The organism is Pseudoalteromonas rubra, from assembly GCF_001482385.1.
GTDB lineage: Bacteria > Pseudomonadota > Gammaproteobacteria > Enterobacterales > Alteromonadaceae > Pseudoalteromonas > Pseudoalteromonas ardens.
This window is the reverse complement of record NZ_CP013612.1, coordinates 1,182,366-1,200,584: the sequence shown is the minus strand read 5'-3', so window position 1 is coordinate 1,200,584 and position 18,219 is coordinate 1,182,366. Positions and strand designations below refer to the sequence as shown.

Annotated in this window: 10 protein-coding genes; 4 read left to right on the top strand and 6 right to left on the bottom strand. The window is 47.7% G+C overall.

Annotated features, from left to right (window positions below; all coding sequences use genetic code 11):
* Positions 1-28: 28 nt before the first annotated feature.
* The 4 genes from AT705_RS23940 to AT705_RS23925 all read right to left on the bottom strand — a co-directional run bounded on the left by AT705_RS23940 (position 29) and on the right by AT705_RS23925 (position 8,303).
* Entirely contained in the window at positions 29-2,608 is a 2,580-nt protein-coding gene (locus tag AT705_RS23940; protein ID WP_058798819.1) for a family 20 glycosylhydrolase, read from the bottom strand.
* Positions 2,605-3,480, bottom strand: coding sequence for an ROK family protein (locus AT705_RS23935; protein ID WP_058798818.1), 876 nt, complete (start codon positions 3,478-3,480; stop codon positions 2,605-2,607). Before AT705_RS23935 ends, AT705_RS23940 begins: the two co-directional genes overlap by 4 nt.
* Positions 3,477-4,739 (bottom strand): MFS transporter, encoded by a 1,263-nt coding sequence (locus AT705_RS23930; protein ID WP_058798817.1) that lies wholly within the window; start codon positions 4,737-4,739, stop codon positions 3,477-3,479. The genes AT705_RS23935 and AT705_RS23930 overlap by 4 nt, the downstream gene beginning before the upstream one ends.
* 591 nt (positions 4,740-5,330) lie before the next feature.
* Positions 5,331-8,303: a TonB-dependent receptor gene (locus AT705_RS23925; protein ID WP_058798816.1), complete on the bottom strand. Its 2,973-nt coding sequence runs from the start codon at positions 8,301-8,303 to the stop codon at positions 5,331-5,333.
* A 379-nt stretch (positions 8,304-8,682) separates the two neighbouring features.
* On the opposite strand from AT705_RS23925, the gene AT705_RS23920 reads away from it, so the two are divergent.
* Entirely contained in the window at positions 8,683-9,549 is an 867-nt protein-coding gene (locus AT705_RS23920; protein ID WP_058798815.1) for an AraC family transcriptional regulator, read from the top strand.
* Between the two features lie 75 nt (positions 9,550-9,624).
* Entirely contained in the window at positions 9,625-10,413 is a 789-nt protein-coding gene (locus AT705_RS23915) for a penicillin-binding transpeptidase domain-containing protein (RefSeq protein WP_058798814.1), read from the top strand.
* 142 nt (positions 10,414-10,555) lie between these two features.
* Here AT705_RS23915 and AT705_RS23910 read toward each other — a convergent pair whose 3' ends face one another.
* On the bottom strand, positions 10,556-13,057 hold the full coding sequence (locus AT705_RS23910) for an ABC transporter permease (protein WP_058798813.1): 2,502 nt from the start codon (positions 13,055-13,057) through the stop codon (positions 10,556-10,558).
* Entirely contained in the window at positions 13,047-13,766 is a 720-nt protein-coding gene (locus AT705_RS23905; RefSeq protein ID WP_058798812.1) for an ABC transporter ATP-binding protein, read from the bottom strand. Before AT705_RS23905 ends, AT705_RS23910 begins: the two co-directional genes overlap by 11 nt.
* Between AT705_RS23905 and AT705_RS23900 the strand changes: the two genes are divergently transcribed.
* Positions 13,765-14,388 carry an arylesterase gene (locus AT705_RS23900; RefSeq protein WP_058798811.1) on the top strand — a complete coding sequence of 208 codons (624 nt, stop codon included), beginning with the start codon at positions 13,765-13,767 and terminating at the stop codon, positions 14,386-14,388. The genes AT705_RS23905 and AT705_RS23900 overlap by 2 nt on opposite strands.
* 465 nt (positions 14,389-14,853) lie before the next feature.
* Positions 14,854-18,165 carry a M4 family metallopeptidase gene (locus tag AT705_RS23895; protein WP_058798810.1) on the top strand — a complete coding sequence of 1,104 codons (3,312 nt, stop codon included), beginning with the start codon at positions 14,854-14,856 and terminating at the stop codon, positions 18,163-18,165.
* The last annotated feature ends 54 nt before the right edge of the window (positions 18,166-18,219 follow it).

Genomic DNA, 18,219 nt, shown 5'->3' with positions numbered 1-18,219 from the left:
TAATTTAGCCCCTTACTGTCTAACCAGGTCAACGGTTACCAGGCCCCACCGGGGCTGGCAATGGTAACGCCCGCCCGGTTCGGGATTCGTCCTCTAATGCAGCTCGTACGGCATCAACCGAATCAAAACCCAACCTTGGGTGATAGTTTACCCAACGACCATTGATTAGTGCTTCGAGTTTAAACCCGGGGATCTCACTGAACATATTCAGCGTACCATCATCACGGCGACTTGCAGCTACAGTAGGTATTCGGAAAAAACGACCCTGTCGCGTTAACTTGGGTAACTCACGGTAGCCTAGCAAAGCAACAAAACGTTGCCAGTCCTGCTCACGTAACCGTCGCTTTTTATCATTGAAATGGCCACTGTTGCGACTGTATACCAGACCACCTTGGTATGGGACAGCCCATGCAGGCTTGTGCCAGGCACGCTCAGCTAAAGCCAACAAGCGTGGATACAGCATATACTCAGCCTGCAGATCATCCCTTATCATTTCGCTCCAAAGATGTCCCTGCATACCTGTATAGCCAACGTCCGGTTTCAGAGCGGAATCACTGTCATCCGCGCTGTAGGTATGATGCAACACATCTCGCCAAAACTCCGCATGCACAGGCAAGTTATCCGGCATAAATTCAAATACTTTACGGGTATCTAATGCCCGGCTGGCCCAGTGATTGCCGCGCTCCTCAGGGTGGGACTGATAAGGAAAGTCAAAATAAGTCACATCGGGCAGTGACAGCACCACACCCCAACCCAGATTAGCCTGTTTGTGCGCGACTTTATGCCCTTGTTCGCTAAGCGTACTCCAGACATTGGATTGAACATTTTTAGGCATTTTTTCTGGATTCACATCACTCAGGCCATCGCTCCAGCCTGCCACCGTGATGCCTTTTTCAGCGACCATGGCCGCCACTTTTTCAATAAAATATCCATTCATCGAAGCAATAGATTGCTTTTTATTCAGCGCTTTACAGGCGGGAGAGTCTAGCCAGGCTCCCGCTGTTTCATCAGCACCTATGTGATACGTTTTTAAAGGTATACCAGCACGCTCATGCATCCGCTGAAGCTCAGTCAGTACCTTATTTACAAATCGATAAGTCGCTGGCAAACACACATTCAGGGTATTATCGTGGTAATGCTGGATGGAGGAATAGCGCGTCTCGTCCGCTTCTTCCACCAGTCGATATTCATTGGCCGCCTCAGTTTTGCCTTTGGCTATCAGAGCCCGGTAACGCGCTTCCATCGCAATAATGGCGGCACGAGAGTGTCCGGGCATATCCAGCGATGGGATCACTTCAATGTGATGTGCTTTAGCGTAGCGCAGAATTTCACTGTAATCCTGCTGAGAATAGTGGCCATTACGTGGCGCACCAGTACCGGTACCCGCGCCCAGTTGTGGTAACAAGCAACGCATTTCACTGAGATCTAAACAGCGTAACCCTCCCACTTTTGTCAGCTCCGGCAGGCCTGCGATAGCGAGGCGCCACCCTTCATCATCTGCCAGATGCAGATGTAACTTGTTTAATTTATAAGCGCCCATTTGCGCTATGGTATCTAACACAAATTGCTTGGAACGGAAGTTTCTGGCACTGTCGATATGCAGCCCCCGAAACCTATATCGGGGCGCATCAGTAATAGCCACACTGGGAATACTGTGGGTTTTCAAATCCATGAGTCCGGCCAATGTTTGCACGCCATAGAAGGCACCAGCGGAATCAGATGCTTTAATATCAATCAAGTGAGTAGAACTATTGAACTGATACCCCTGTGCAGCTATCGGCAGAGAGGGATCCACAGTGACCCGCACTGACAGACCTTTTTGAGTTTGCTTCACACCCAGCTGCGCGAGTCGCTTTCCGGCCATTTCAACCTGTGCTAAATCAAGACCCTTAAGTTCAAAACGAATTCCTTTTTTCAAACTGATCCGCCCCTGTGATACCACTTTAAACTCGCGGGGTGTTGGGATCAGCCCCTCTGGCGCAGCGCGAAGCTCGGGTTCAGACTGGTGCTGCGCCAGATAAGCTGCGTCCATCCAGGGGGTCTGATCTTTATTACTGACTCGCAACTGATGGTATGACTCGAACGCTGCCAGGTATGGCTGCTGTTCCAGCCGGGTTTGCTCATCCCGGACAGAACGCGTACTGGCGACCACTCTAGGGAGCAGCCGTTCAGATTGATCGGCTAAAATATAATTGGGCATAAACTCAGAGCGGGTGATCTGCGAATGCTCTGTGTAAAAGCGCACGCTATAAGTTTCATCTGCAGAGAAACCAGCAAACTGCTCAGTGGGAGTCAGTCGATGCAAATCGCCATTCAGGTGGTCAATTCTGAACACGTCAGATTCAATCTGATAAATTGGCATCAGCTGGCTAAAATAAATGGCCCAATCAGCGCCACTATAACGCTGAGGTGAACGCAGCTGTAATTCAGAAAAGTAACACTGCTTCACAGGATCCGGACACTGCTGTGGCATAGAATCAATTAACTGATAACGGATCTGAAGATTGTCAGCCAACACATTCAACTCGCCCTGTGTTAACGGCGCTGTAGCCGCGTGTGCTGTTTGAACACCCAATAGTGCCATTAACAGGCAAGCAAACTTGTTCATATTCCCTCCGAAAACTGTTCCTGGAACAACTTATAAGCGCCACGCAACGCGGCATGCTCCAGCTCACCTACTTGAATTTCGAGTTGTTTAAACAACGCCGGATGTGTTTGCCCGGCGAGGCTTTTCCACATACTGCGCTGAAACAAGTCGTACGACTTACTGACAGATCCACCCAGGACAATTTTATCCGGGTCAAAGGCCAGCAGCGTCTGAGCCAGTGCAAACCCCAGGTGGCTACCAAACTCGTCGAACAGAGATTGTGCATAGCGATCCCCCTGCTGTGCGAGCATTGCCTGCTCTGCTCCGTTTGTACCTCGCTCCAGAAAAAACTGTCCGCTGGTATATTGTTCCAGGATACCATCACGATAGGGAAAACTGCCGAACTCTCCCGCAGCACAATGCCTGCCACTGTATAGCCGGCCGTCAAAAATGAGTCCTGCGCCCAGGCCTGTTCCCAGACACACGCCCATCAGGTTGCTCACCGGTTGGTAAAAAGGGGCACCTGACTGGTAATGACGACCATAAAAATATTCACCCATAGTAAAACAGTTAACATCGTTGTTAACAACTACAGGTAAAGAAAAATGTGTGGTTAATTGTGCAGCCAGCGGAACATCCTGCCACGCTGGAATATTAACCGTCTCCAGTACTGTGCCATTACTGAGATCAACCATACCGGGCACACCTATTGCGATACCACAGCAATCATTGCTGAGCTGCTCTGCGATAATGCCCGTAATAAACTCGTTAACCTGCGTTTTAGTCTCTGAGGCCGGCACACTATAACGGCGAGCTTCATAAACACCTTGTTCATCAACCCGGGCAACCTGTGCTTTAGTGCCGCCCAGATCAACACATATTATTTTACTCATTGACCCGCCGCTTCCTGTTTCTCTGTTAGTTGAGTTTGCTTTTGCCAGAACATTCTGACGGTATGATTACGCACAATTGGCTGTGCCCACCAGGCTATCCAGGTAATGTACCCGAGCGGCAAGAGCAGCACTAAACACGCCAGCTGCAAAGAACCACTCAGCTGAGCCAGCATGCCGATTAAAGGAGAAGCCAGTGCTCCCCCAACAATGCCAGTACATAGCACCCCCGATACGGCACCATGGCCACTCGACACAGAGTTTAACGCCAGAGAAAATAACACTGACCACATCACAGATAAGAAAAACCCGGATAATGGGAAAGCCAACAGTGCGATATCTGTACTGCCAATCAATGCAGTAATGAGACTCAAAGCGGCCCCCAGGCAAAACAACATGAGCACAAGTTTGGCATCAAACAGTTTGAGCAACACTAGCCCCACTACACACCCCAGCGTCAGCATCATCCAGAACTGACTGATCACCTGTGCACTGGATTGCGGCTCAATCTGATGATAAGTCAGTAAAAATACTGAGATTGAGTTGGCAATTCCTTGCTCCAGTGCCACATATGCCACAATGGCAAAAAAGAAGCGGATCACTACAGGGTTACGAAAGTACCCAACGCACGCTTGCCAGCTCAGTGTCTCTTCTTCTTTTCGTTCAACCGCTTCAAGCCTGCTCAGCCCTATCCAGATCAACATCAAAACACTTAGCAGTGCGAACAGCCAGTACATACTTAACCAGGGCATCGCAGCGGGGATCCAGGTAAAATCGGCGGGATGCGCTTGTACCTGACTGGCCAGTGAAACATAAACCCAGGGCGACAAACTGGCTGCCGCGCCAAACAATAACTGAGCAAGTACCGAGAACGCTGCAAAATGTGCGCTGCCGCCGCTGCGTCGCAGTAACGGGTTAATGGCGACTTGCAACATCGCCATAGCGGTACCAATCAAAAACAGCGCCAGCATAGCCACCACAAACACTGGGGCTACAGCAAACAATAACGCCCCGACACCAGCAAGCGTAAAAGCCCCCAGCATCACGCGTTTTTCACCAAAACGCTGTACCATTAGGCCGGCAGGGATAGACATTACGCCGTAAGCAATAAAAAAGGCGAAAGGGAATAAGCCGGCCAAAGTAAGGCCTATATCAAAGCTTTTAATGAGTTCCGGAAACAACGGACCGAGAATATTGGTGAAAAACGACACCATAAAGAAGGTTACCAGCACCAGGGCAACCACGGAGTAATTGGGTTTCATGAGTCTTACCTTATCGTGAGCTTAGAAATAAAAAGGCGGTGGCTTATTTGGAATCAGTTTGTGGGCAGACAAACTCAATGATCCAAGGGGATCCTGCTAGGGATAGCCACCGCCTTAACTCGTTGGTAAGACTAGTTTGCCGTCATTGCCAGCACTGTAGCGGCACATTTCAAACAATTGCTAATACTTTTCTCGTGCTCTGTATGGTCGGCCAGGGGCATAAAAACTGGATATCTATCAATAAGCTTAGCCGTCCAATTGGGTACTCTATGTTTACTCGGCACATTGACAGGCAAGACTAAAATATTATTCAACTTACGATATGAAAAAGTTAATAAATTCTGTGCAATACACTAATTGAAATGAGGGAAATGCATCATTTATCCGGGTTTTTGCGGGTAAATTCCGCCTAATTCAAAGCAAGTGCATTTATGCGCGCAGGCATACGGAAAGTATTCAGATAAGATAGCAAAGTAGCATGAGAAAAAATCACGAATACAGGATCACTCATATATATCCAGCGCTGCGCGTTTATCTCATGCCAGAACAAAAAGAAAAGGCCTGAACAACCTACTCAGGCCCGAGGGAGAATTACCAGCGACCGCGAACACCCAGTGTCAGACGACGCTCATAAACGTTTTGTGAAATACGATTGTCTTTCCATTGTGCGTAGTTAGATTCGTATTCCTCAGTTAGGTTACTGCCAGACATATACACCGTCATATAGTCTGTCACATCATAACTGGCCGAGATATCTATATAGGTTGTCGGCTCAGTCCAGATAGCCGTATCACCCATACCACCCGTCGTCGTGACCTGCGCCAGACGCTTGGAGCGATGGTTGGCCGCTAAACGGAACTGGAAACCGTCTTTTTCATACCAAAGTACCGCGTTAGACGATTCTTTAGAGTTATCTTCCAGCGGTAGTGCGTCACCATAGAAGTCAACGCGACCACTTTCACTGTCTGAATAGGTGTAGTTAAATGCCGCACCAAATCCACTCCAGAAGCCCGGCAGGAAGTCGAATGCTTGCTGATAGGTAAACTCGGCACCATTCATTGTACCACCCTGGCCATTGACTTGACCGGTTACGCTGACTTCACGACGTACAACACCATCTGCATCAGCCAGTGGCATTGTCCAGGTACTGGTTTCAATGAAAGATTTAAGCTGGATATTGAACACACCTACGCTGACCAATGCGCTTGGTGAGAAATACCATTCCAACGCTAAATCCGTGTTTGTGGCACGCCATGGCTCCAGTTCAGGGTTACCCTGCATAGTTGCATTGGTTGCAATCAACAAGTCAGGAGAAATCCCTTCACGCGCTGCCAGGTCATCACCGGCACGTGAACGGCTTACCTGCAAACCACCCGCAATTGCGCCAAGGTCCAGACGCGTCATTGTTTTACCCCAGGCAGAGCGGAAGATCAGGTCGTCACTCAGGTTCACCGCCAGGTTCAATGAAGGCAGGAAGTCACTGAATGATTTACTGGTGTTAATATCACCCGCATCGGCTGCCACAGAGCCCGGACAGTTCACACAAATAGAATCGCCAATCACGTTTTGCAGGATGTCCAAATCTGTCTTGATGTACTGGAAGCCCAGATTCGCGGTGTACAGATCGCTAGAGAAATCAGCGCGCCAGTAAAGCGTTTGAGTTTCTTCTTCAACCTCATAGGTGCTGCCTGGTACGCCGCCTTTTTTGTTACCCGGATAAAGTTGATTCTGGAATGCAAATGGGTCGTCAAGCTGACGCGGGTCGATGAAGAAATAGCTGCCACCATTAACCGGACCAAAATCAGATACCTGCTGGATCCATGCCGCTGGTAATTTATCGAAGGTATATGGCGTGTCGTAACCCATTGTCAGGTCACCGTCAGACGCACTCGGTACACCGCCGCTGCCGTCCGTATCAAAGGCTGCCAGACCTTGGTCTTTCCACATTACATCAACACTGCCTTCACCAACCGGGTTGCTGAATGGCGCCAGCAATACATATTGCTCACGAGATACGTCACGATTACCTAAACGAGCACCAAAGCTCATTTTGGTCAGTGATCCCATATCTTCGAACAGGTATTCACCATCAAGACGTAAAATGTCCAAGCTGGCGTCTTCGTTAAAGTTATTTTCAGAGTACGTTGATACCACTGAGTAACGGTTCATATTGGAACCAAACACTTCACCTTGCATCTCACTGGGCGGCAACAATACCGGGTGATCACCCTGATAGTTCAATCTCACCGGCACAGTGCCAGGTCCATAACCATTTGGGTTTACCGCAATCGGACCATTGCCTTCGTTACGGCGCAAATTGTGTGCCAAACCACTGGTCATGTACCCTTGAGCAACATTTTCCGTGTGCATACGCTCCGCATCAGCCGTGATCAGGCGCATTTTACCTGAGAAATTACCATCGCCTTTGTAGGTCAGTTCAAAGTTATAGTTGGTTGATTCACGCTCATTGGTATGACTTTCAGAATGCGCAACAACACGTGGCGCGTGCAGCGTAATATCCTGTGCAGTATACAGGTTGTATCCACCAGTCGTTTTACCCCGATCCATGGCATCATGCTGTTCCTGCCAATCCCAGTGACCGCCCCAGGCATTGTCCGCCATCAGGCCGCGCTGGCGATCTGCATCATCCATTTTGGTATAGAAAACATCTGCACTCAGCTCAAAATTGTCATTAAGCTGCGCCTGGAAACTCAGGCTACCACCTGTACGCTCACGCTCGGTAAAGCGGTTAACCATACCGTAGCTGACGTAAGTGAATTCTGCATCATCAGTATCACCATCGCCATTGATATCTCCATCAGGACAATACCAGCAACCACCCGCTTCTTGAGGTGCATAGCCCCAGCCATGGTTAGTCGAACCAAAGCGATAGTTTGCCAGATTCACTTCATCTCTGGTCAGTGTAGCAAGTACCGCGAAACGCTCAGCGTTATAGCCCGCAGCAATCATGGTTTTAGGGTCGGTTTCTTTTGAATAAGAGCCACGTGATGCTTCTATCAATGCTGCGCCGCTGAAGCCTTCTTCTAAATCAAATGGCTTACGCGTTTTCAGATCGACAGTACCAGAGATACCACCCGCTAAGGTGTCAGCAGTTGGCGATTTCATCACATCCATAGCACCAACCAGACTCGAAGGAATATCGGTAAAATCGGGTTGTACTGTGGTCAGTGAACCAGCACTGAGGAACTGCTCACCATTAAGTAAGGTAGTGACCTGTGGCATACCCCGTACGTTAATCGTTGAGCCTTCACCGGCACTTCGGCGGATCTGGATACCTGGTACACGTTGAAGTGAATCCGCGATTGTCACGTCCGGCAGCTTACCTATGTCTTCTGCAGTGATAGAGTCAACAACACCATCCGCAAAACGCTTGGTGTTAAGGCTTTTTTCAGTCGAAGCTCTGATCCCTCGAACTTCAATAACTTCCACTGACTCTTCTTGCTCGGCCTGAACCGGTGCAACAAAGGCGGTGCTTGAAATCACTGCGGCAGTGACCGCAAATGAAATGCGAGACAATCTGAATGCTGCATTGCTGTGTTTCATCTTCTTCCTCTTATTCTGTATTATCAAGATGTACGCCTGATGAAATAATCATCAGGCACTTTCCCTATTTGAACAGGCCTGTAACTTATAAGTTTGCATTTTCAAACTCATATCGGTACAAATCTATCAGATAACAGCGCTGTCATTTTAAAACGCAGTACTAAATGACCAGCCATGTCTCGACATTATGCATGCTTTCTTTTAACTCATGTTAATAGTTTGTACCTTTTTACCCATATTGAATAGGATAGTATTGTAAGAGCAGTGAAATGCATCACCTTTCAGAGCGCAGGGCGCGAAGATAGCAGAATCGACAAACTTTTAGCGCAAAAAACATGCGCTAAAAGACCACAGCTGACTAACATAAAGGAGCAATATAATGAAAGCTATGTGTGAAAAAGTCATTCCATCTCACAATTGTTCATGGCGCTATTGCCTCTATCAGCTGGACGAAATTCCTTTTAACTGGCATTACCACCCTGAATATGAAATTTGCCTGACCCTAAATAGCCAGGGCATGTGTCACATTGGTGACCATATCACGCCATACGACGACTACGACCTGGTACTGATGGGGCCCGAACTGCCCCATACGTGGCAATCTCAAGACAATACAGATGGCAGTCAGCACATTGTTCATGTGGCACAGATCCCAGCCCCCTGGCTACAACAGCAAATGCAGCAAAATCCTGAGTTACAGGGATTGCATACTTTATTAGATCATGCCAAATGCGGGCTAAGCTTTAATAAGAAAACAGCTAAAAAAAGCGAAAAGCTCTTCAATAAAATGCAAAATGCGTCGCCAATGGAACGCTATATCTTACTCTTTCAGCTGCTCAACCTGATGACAAACAGCCCCTATCAAACGCTGTCGACCATGGAGTTTAGTTTTGCCAAACAGCTGGATCCTGCCAAGGATAAGTTTGATCATGTGATAAATTATATCTACGACAATTACACTGAATCTTTGAGTGCAGAACTGCTGGCCAGACAGGCCCACATGAGTACCAATCATTTCCACCGCTTCTTTAAAAAGCGCACAGAGTGTACAGTGACTGAGTTTATTAATCAGCTGAGGATCGCCAAAGCTTGTAAGCTGCTACTCAAAACCAAAGCCCCAATCACTGTAATAAGCGACCAGTGCGGCTTTAATAATTTATCAAACTTTAACCGCCGCTTTCTTGCAATCAAGCAATGCACACCCAGCCAGTTTCGTGCCCGGTTACAGCAAAAAGCGCTTATTTAATATACGGTTCAGGCTAAGGTAAGGATTCGCTTATATGATAGGCGCGGTCTAACTATAATAACTAAGGATGAACCCATGCCGCTACTGACTTCACTTACCCTCACACCGCTGCTTGCAGCCAGTGTACTTTCAACCCCCGCGACCTTGCCTGCCTGCCAAAATGGACAGGCGTGTACCATGGCGGTATATAGCGAGCGCACACAACAATGGCAATTTATAAACCAATCGCGCGCGGAGCAAGCGTATACTCCCTTCTCTACTTATAAAGTGCCTAATACACTGATCTTACTAGATACGCAAACCATCAAACCCGGACAGGGTTACCAGATAGATTTGGATACCTATCCGGCTAAAAAATGGTGGTTTGACGCCTGGCGCAAAGAGTCAATCACCCCACAAGACGCATTCAGGTATTCAGCACTGCCTTTATATCAGACCTGGACCAACTTGCTGAGCAAGCCTGTGATGCAAAAGTACCTGGATGACTTTAACTATGGCAACCGTGATATCAGCGGGCCTCACGATAAGTTCTGGCTCAACAGCAGCATTAAAATCAGTGCTGTCGAGCAGGTCACATTTCTACGTCGGTTACAGACCCAAGCTTTGAAACTTAAGCCTTCGACCTATCAGGCATTTGATACGATTTTCTTACAGGAGCAGACGACCAATACCAAGCTTTATGCAAAAACGGGAACCGGACCGGTCGCCAAAGGTAAGTACATAGGCTGGTATGTTGGCATTGTTGAGAACAGCCAAGGACGTCACTATTTTGCTTTTAATATGGATGCCAAGAACTTTAAAGAAGTCGCATCCACCCGGGTCGAAATCGCCAAAGCTACGTTGAACAAGATGGGCGTTTTATAACTTCAATCAGAAAAACTAAGTTCCTAGCTCTATGGTGCGGCAGGTTTACCCGGTAATGGGGTGTTTTGTATACACAATAGTAGGGAACAAAAGCGGCTTGTATCAGTTACAACACAAGCCGCCACCACTCAGAGAATCACCATCAAGCGACTTTTCGCAATAACCCTTGAGTATTTTGACGCATAGTATGTGCCACCATAAAATAGCCGATTAAAGCCACAAAAGTAGCGCCTGACACTGGCCCCAGTATCCACACATACGGGTGCAGCCTACCATCCACACCAAACAATTGCTGCTGGATAACAAACAGGGTGATATCACTGACCAGCGCAGCAACGAAACCTGCCAGCGCGCCCAACAACAAGAACTCATACAGGGTAGCCAGTTTAATCAACTTACCCCTGGCACCAAGTGTGCGTAAAATCACCACTTCCTGCATTCGCTCAGCCAGACTGGCTTGTACCTGAGATATCAAGACCAGGGCACCGCTTATCAACACAATGGATAGCACAAAACCAATTGCCAGGGACACCTGAGCAATCATAGATTGTACCTGTGCGATATTGTTCTTGATGTCTATCATGCTCACAGTCGGATACTGCAATAACAATCGGCTAATCGGGCGAACATGGTTATCCTCCAACTTGGCCGCCGTAAAATAAGTCACCGGCAGACGCTCGGCCATAGCAGAGTTAAAAATCATCACAAAGTTAGGCTTAAGTGTTCCCCAGTCAACACTGCGAACGCTGGTTACTTTGGCTTCAAAGATCTGCGTATTGACCAAGAATGTCAGCGTGTCTCCAAGCTCAATACCAACCCGCTCCGCTGTGCCTTCAAACACAGAAACCTGCAATTCATCTGTTTGCTCAAACCACTGCCCTTCCAGAATTTCGTTGCCATCCGGTAAAGTATCGCTCCAGGTCAGGTTCAGCTCACGACCAACGCCATTACGGGCATCTTCTTGTTGCTCCTCACCTTCCTGCTTAGATACCCGACGGGCAAATGCTTCGCCGTTTAAGGCATTAACGCGGCCCCGAAAGACCGGGTAAAATGCCTCATGATGAATACTTTGCTCAGCAAAGAAGGTCTTGAATTGTGCAACGTCACGCTCTCCAATGTTAATTAAAAAGGCGTTGGGTGCATCTTCTGGTACCTGCATCTGCCAGTCAGAGATCATGTCATTTTTGAGCACAAACAGGAACAACATCAATTTAATAGCCAGCGCAAAACTAATCAGCTGAATGGCGTTTGCATTGGCGCGTTTTTGCAATGTTGCAATCGCCAGAGACCAACTGTTGCCCGGGCTCAGCCCCAATTTACGACCCGCACTAAAGAACAGTCGGGACAAGCCAAACAGCACGCCCATCAATGTCGCAGTACCTGCAAACAATAACAGTGTGGTTTTAATGTCCCCGCTGAACAGCCACATCAACATGAAGATGGTACCCACCGAAAGCACCATATGCACCCGGCTGACCGCCAGCTTATCGCCCAAACTTCTTCTGAGTACACGCAGTGGGGGAATATCAAACAAATCCAACAAAGGTTTAAGAGAAAACATCAGCGCGCACACGACACCAATGGCAATAGACAACAGCCAGGGTCTGGGCCCGGCGAGAGGTAGTTCATTGGCAACAAAACTGGTCAGGTAGTCAACCGCCACTTCCTGTAAGCCATAACCAATTGCCAGACCAATCGCCAGAGAGCTAACGGTTACGAGCGACAGGTGCATCAGGAAGATACGCTTAATTGTCCCGCGACTACCACCCAAGGTTTTCATCATGGCAACAGGGTCATACTGACGCTCACAATAACGTTTTGCAGACACCGCCATCGCCACCGCTGCGAGCATAATGCCGAATAGGCCAGCCAACAGTAAAAACCGCTCGGAGCGCTCAAGATTCTCACCCAATGGTGACTGCCGGTCTTTGATCCCTTGCCAGCTCTGGTTTTCTCTGAGCCGAGGCTTTAGCCAAACATAATAATCTTTGAGTAGCTGTTCATCGCCTGCAAACAGCAATCGATAAAACACATCGCTGCCTGCCTGAACCGCTTGTGTAGTCGGGATATCGGCAATATTCAGTAACACACGCTTGTTACCTGCCAGTGAGAAAAATGCTGCGTCAGGCTCCTGTACCAAAACCTTAGTCACGGTAAACATACCCGCACCAATTTCGACTTTATCGCCCACTTTGAGTCCGAGGGTGTGAAACAGCCCCTCACTCAGCCAGGCTTCCCCCTTACCAGGTGCCGCAGCAATGTCGTATCGCTCTGCATCCAATGCGTCTCTGAGGGTGATTTTGCCACGCAGAGGGTGGTTATCGCTTACCGCTTTAATCGACCCCAGCACCAATTCGTCACCCACAAAGAGCATAGAGTCAAAATAAATGTTTTGTGCCGTTTGCAGACCGAAATCCTGCGCTACCTTGAGGTAACTTTCATCCAGTTCATAGTTACTGGACAGACGACGGTCGGCTGCAATAAAGTCGGCCGATTTTTGTTCAATGTTAAGTCGGATGCGCTCTGTCACTGAGCTTAAGCTAAAGACCGTCAACACCGCCAATGCAATGGCGGCGAAAATGATGGTCAGCTCACCTCGACGCAACTCTCGGAAAAATAATCTCAGCGCCAATCTAGCCCACATTTACTGCCACCCCTTCTCCATCGCGGATCTTTGCCAACTGACCACCCTCGATATGGATAATGCGATCACACTGCTTAGCCAGGTCTTCGTCATGTGTGACCAAAATAAGGGTTGTGCCGTGTTGTTTATTTAAGTCAAACAGCAGGCTTTCGATTAAATGACCGTTTTTAGAGTCCAGGTTTGCGGAAGGCTCGTCAGCAAACAGAATTTTTGGCGTACCGATAAATGCACGCGCTATAGCAACTCGCTGCTGCTCACCGCCAGACAGCTGAGAAGGATAATGACCCACCCGATGCGACAGCCCTACTTTTTCCAACAAGGCTTGTGCCTGCTCTCGGGCATTTTTTTCACCCGCAAGCTCGGCTGGTAACATCACATTTTCCAGTGCTGTCAAACTCTGAACCAGCATAAATGACTGAAACACAAAGCCGACTTTCTCAGCCCTGAGTCTTGCGCGTTGCTCTTCATCAAGGCGATGTAGCGCCTCACCATCGAGATAAACCTCTCCCTTGCTGGCAATGTCTAGTCCCGCCAGTAAGCTGAGTAACGTTGACTTGCCCGAGCCAGAAGTGCCAACCACTGCAACTGATTCACCTGACTTGACAGAAAAATTGATATCGCTAAGGATAGTGAGGTCACCTTCAAAGGTACTGACGGTTTTACCCAACTCCTTAACCTGAATAATATTTAACTGAGAAAGCACTGACATGATGCGATTTTTCCTACAACTGGTGGTATTGATCTTCGGCACACTTTTCGTCTTAAAAGCGAACGCCAACGATACCAAAATTATGATCATAGGTGATAGCTTAAGCGCCGGTTATGGTCTCAAACAAGCACCGTCCTGGGTTAATTTGTTACAAAATAAATACGAGGCAGAGCAAAAAGCGATCACTTTGGTGAATACCAGCGTCTCGGGCCAGACTACGGATAATGCGCTGCTCACGATCGACAAGCAACTAGAGAGCCACCAACCGAGCCACGTGCTTATCGAGCTAGGCGCCAATGATGGATTGCGAGGATTTCCGCCTAAACTGATCCGCAAACATTTACGCGAGCTGGTAGAAAAAAGCCAGGCAAGTGGCGCCAAAGTCGCTTTAATGCAAATCCACATTCCACCAAACTATGGCAAACGCTACAGTACCCTGTTTGCCGACAGTTACCCATTGGTGGCCGAACAAACTGGCGCCTATCTGATGGAGTACTTCATGTTACCCATCGCAGCAGATCGCAGCCTGATGCAAAACGATAACTTACACCCCAATGCTGAAGCTCAGCCAATTATCCGGGACTTTATGTACGAACGCATTGCACTGTGGTTGCAGAAATAATACACAGGACCCGCCTTTTCCTTTAACCAACTCAACTTGCTCGCCTGACATACAGTGACACTGAACAGGCGAGTATTCCTGCAACATTCAGACGCTTTTTATTGCCAAAGACAGGCCAACACGCTCGTATCAGGAGCGTTGATAAACTCTCCACTAAGCTAAAACCGCTTGCAAACATGATGCTTTTGAAGACCGCGAACTAAATAATCCATCTTCTTTTACATCGTACCTCAAAACACAACAAACGAATTCTGTCTCCTGTCAGTGTTTACAAAGAACAACAAAAACAAAGCCATACAAAAGTTTGTACCGAGTACATAGAAACCCACTATAACAGACCAAGAAACCCGCAAAAAGAAACAATAAATAAACATTTGCAACAATTATTTTAATTTGTATACTGAATGAACAGTTAAGAGCTTTAGCTCTATTAAACACCAATAATGCAACAAAAAAGGATTATTTATGACACGCCTTTGCGCAGTGCTTGGCGCCGGAGTTGTTACCTTGTTTAGTACACAAGCCGCAGCTTCTATCGAGTCTCAAGCGCTACTAAATCAGCAGCACCTTTGGTCACAGTTACCAACAGCGGCTCAACCAGAACACACCTCTCTGACAACTAAGGCTCAGCGTGTAACTACTGCATTGACCTATCGGCTAGAAAAAGTCGCGGGTACGCAGCCAAAGTACGAGCACTACCGGGCTTACTATCAGGGCAAACCTGTACTTGATAGTCAGCTGGTTATCGCGCGAGATACCCACGGCAATGTTATTCAGAGCATGGGCAAGCTACTTAGTGGTGAAGTTAAAGTCGCTGAGCATGCCACAGGCCACCAGCCAGACCTCGCAGCAAGCGTTGCAAATCATTATCAGGACGATCACTCGAAAATTAATGAGTCAAACTCTGCGTATTTAGTTGTAAACGGAAAGTTACTTAACGTGACAGTTATCGAGGTCAACCGTAAAGGAATTCAGGAGCAGCTCGTTGTCGACAGCGCACAAGGCACCGTGATCCGTCATCATTCTAGTGCGTCCTTCTATTCAAAAGAAACCGTTTCGGCAAACCCTGTACTGGATAATAGCTATGTACCCGGAGGTGGGATAGGCGGTAATGATAAACTAGGCGCGATCTGTTATTCCCCGCAGCCAGACAGCATGGCAGCCTGTACGGCGTATCAGTACGACGAATTCACACCTGTCGGACAACGCCTGCTATTTACTGACACCAATCCCAATGCCATTTTTGCCCAATTTGGCGGATATCCCTTAGTCGTCAAAAAAGAGCTGGATTCATGTACGCTCGAAAACCCCTACCTGAGCACTTTTGATGCCAGAAGCTCAGATACGAACCCGGTGTCATACTCCTGCGGAGCAAACAACGAGGACTTTGATGTCACTAAGGTAACCAGCAACTTTGATACTTGGTTCACCTACAGCCATGCCAGCGAAGCGCATTTCAATGCGGGTGTTGTGATGCAGTACTTTCACAATCAATTTGCGGACTTATACCCAAACCAGTCCTCAGACTGCTCAAGCAATGGCTATTGCATCAAGCCACTTAAACAAAAAGTACATAGCAACACCATATTTGGTACCAATAAAGCGTTCTGGGACGGCGAGTTTGTCAACTATGGTTCCGGTGATGGCTATTATTTCTATTCACAAGCCACGCTAAGTATTGCTGCACACGAGATAGGCCACGCCATCACCAGCTGGAACTCAGGTATAGGTGCTGAAGGCATAGATGGTGCCATTAACGAGGGCTTCTCTGATTTAGTGACTATCGCTGTTATGGACTACTTTCAGAGTCAGGCCGATGGCGCTTACAGTCAGTCAGAATACTTCACCAAACAATTTACTGAGCAGGCAGGCCAGTACGGCCAAAACCGTAAATGGTGGTTTGGCTGGGATGCCATCTATGCCGATCAGGGCGTCCGCTTCTATGAATTACCCTCCTGGGACGGAACCAGTATCGACCATGTCGCTGATTTCTCGACGGGCAAAACAGAGCATGCCAATGGTGGTGTGCTACGCAAAGCTTTTTACGAGCTGGTAAAAACTAAGCATTGGTCGATTCAGGATGCCTTCAAAGTGTTTTTGCGCGCAAATACAGCAGGCTGTATGTTTCCTAATATGAGTATGGATGAATACGGCTACTGTCTGGCTGCACAGACACCCTTCATCGATATCTCAGGTAAAAATGCAGACCAGCGTAAAGCCGATATTACAGATGTTTTGTTAGGCGTCGGCATTGTAGCAGACAACAACTTGTCAACGCTAAACGCCAACGCCCGTTTTAGTTATAACGAATTAAGCTATGATATCAGCCACCTGGCGATTGATAACATAGAACAAATCCATGCCGATTGGGGCGATGGTACTGGCAGTACCTGGCGTAAGAGTGATAATCAGCCTATCTATCCTTTTTTACAGCAAACACACACGTTGCCGCTCGATATTCTGGCACGTGCCTCTGTAGAAGTTCAGTTCAGTGATAACAATATCAGCACAGCTTATCGCCACTTCTTTAGCCGTGCTGCTGACGTAAACTGCCCGCCATATCTGAATTCTCCTCAGGTGCATACCAATAGTCTAAATATTGCCACATATGGCATCAATAACATCACCGGAGAATATTTATCAGAGGTTGGAAATAGAATTCCGCTTGCCCGACAACGCAGTTACGGCCTTATTTTCGACAAAGATCTTAGCGGTAAGAAGCTCACGGTACTGTTTGATTCGGATAAAGACGGAGAATTCTCCTATACCGAGAAACTAATTGGCAATGCCACCATCTCAAGCAATAGCGCCGCTTTTGAACTAAGCAATGCCATCCCGCCGGGAATAGGTTTGATGCGTATCGCTATCTCAGATGATAAATACTCTTACATTCACAGTTGCGGCGTGGTAGATGCAGGCCAGGTCATTGACGTTATGATTGATGTAGACTCTCCGAACCTGCCGATCATTGCTGACTTTAGCTATCAAATCCTGGAAGGGAACAAAGTTAAATTCATCAATAACAGTACAGCCAATCAGACTAAACAGCCGGGTTACAGCTGGCAGTTTGGGTTTGATAATCAAACCAGTAGTGACGAAAACCCAGTGGTTCAATTTCCTGAGAATGGCGGGACGTTCAATGTATCGCTGACCACACGTTATCAGGATGGCAGTGACAGTCATACCAGCAGCCAGGTTTTGATATTGCAACCGGTTTCAAGCTGCAGTACAGGCATTACCGACCCAAGCAATGCAGGCGTTTTGTACATCGACAAGCTGACATTCAATTATTACTCAACTGTATTGCATGAGGTGCCTGAAGTAACCGGGTACAATGCGTCAGGGTATAACTTTACTACTGTGAACAACTTCTCGCGCAGCGACAATTCATACCTGACCGTGGTTGGCTCGACCAACTTCCTCCCACGGTCCACCATAAATAACCTGTATGGTAACAATCAAATTGGCGCGCGTTTCACAGTCTGGCTGGATAAAAACCATGATGACACATTCAGTAAAGACGAAGGTCACAATGGTAGCAATGATTACAGCTATGACTACTACACCACAGATTGTCATTCCCGCACAGACGGAATTGAGTATTGCCGTGTCACGTCAAGCAAAATCATACGCCTCCCCTGGGTGAGCAGAGACAAACTGTTCACCTTAAGAGCCAAATTTGAGGAAAACCCTCAAAACCCACTAAAGCAGGATGCTTGTAAATCCTTCACTTACGGAGAAGTTGAAGACATTCAATTCAAAATTACTAGATGGTAATTAACACCTTGTGCTCGCAGTTATGTAGATAGGATTTCTCCCTATCTACGAGCC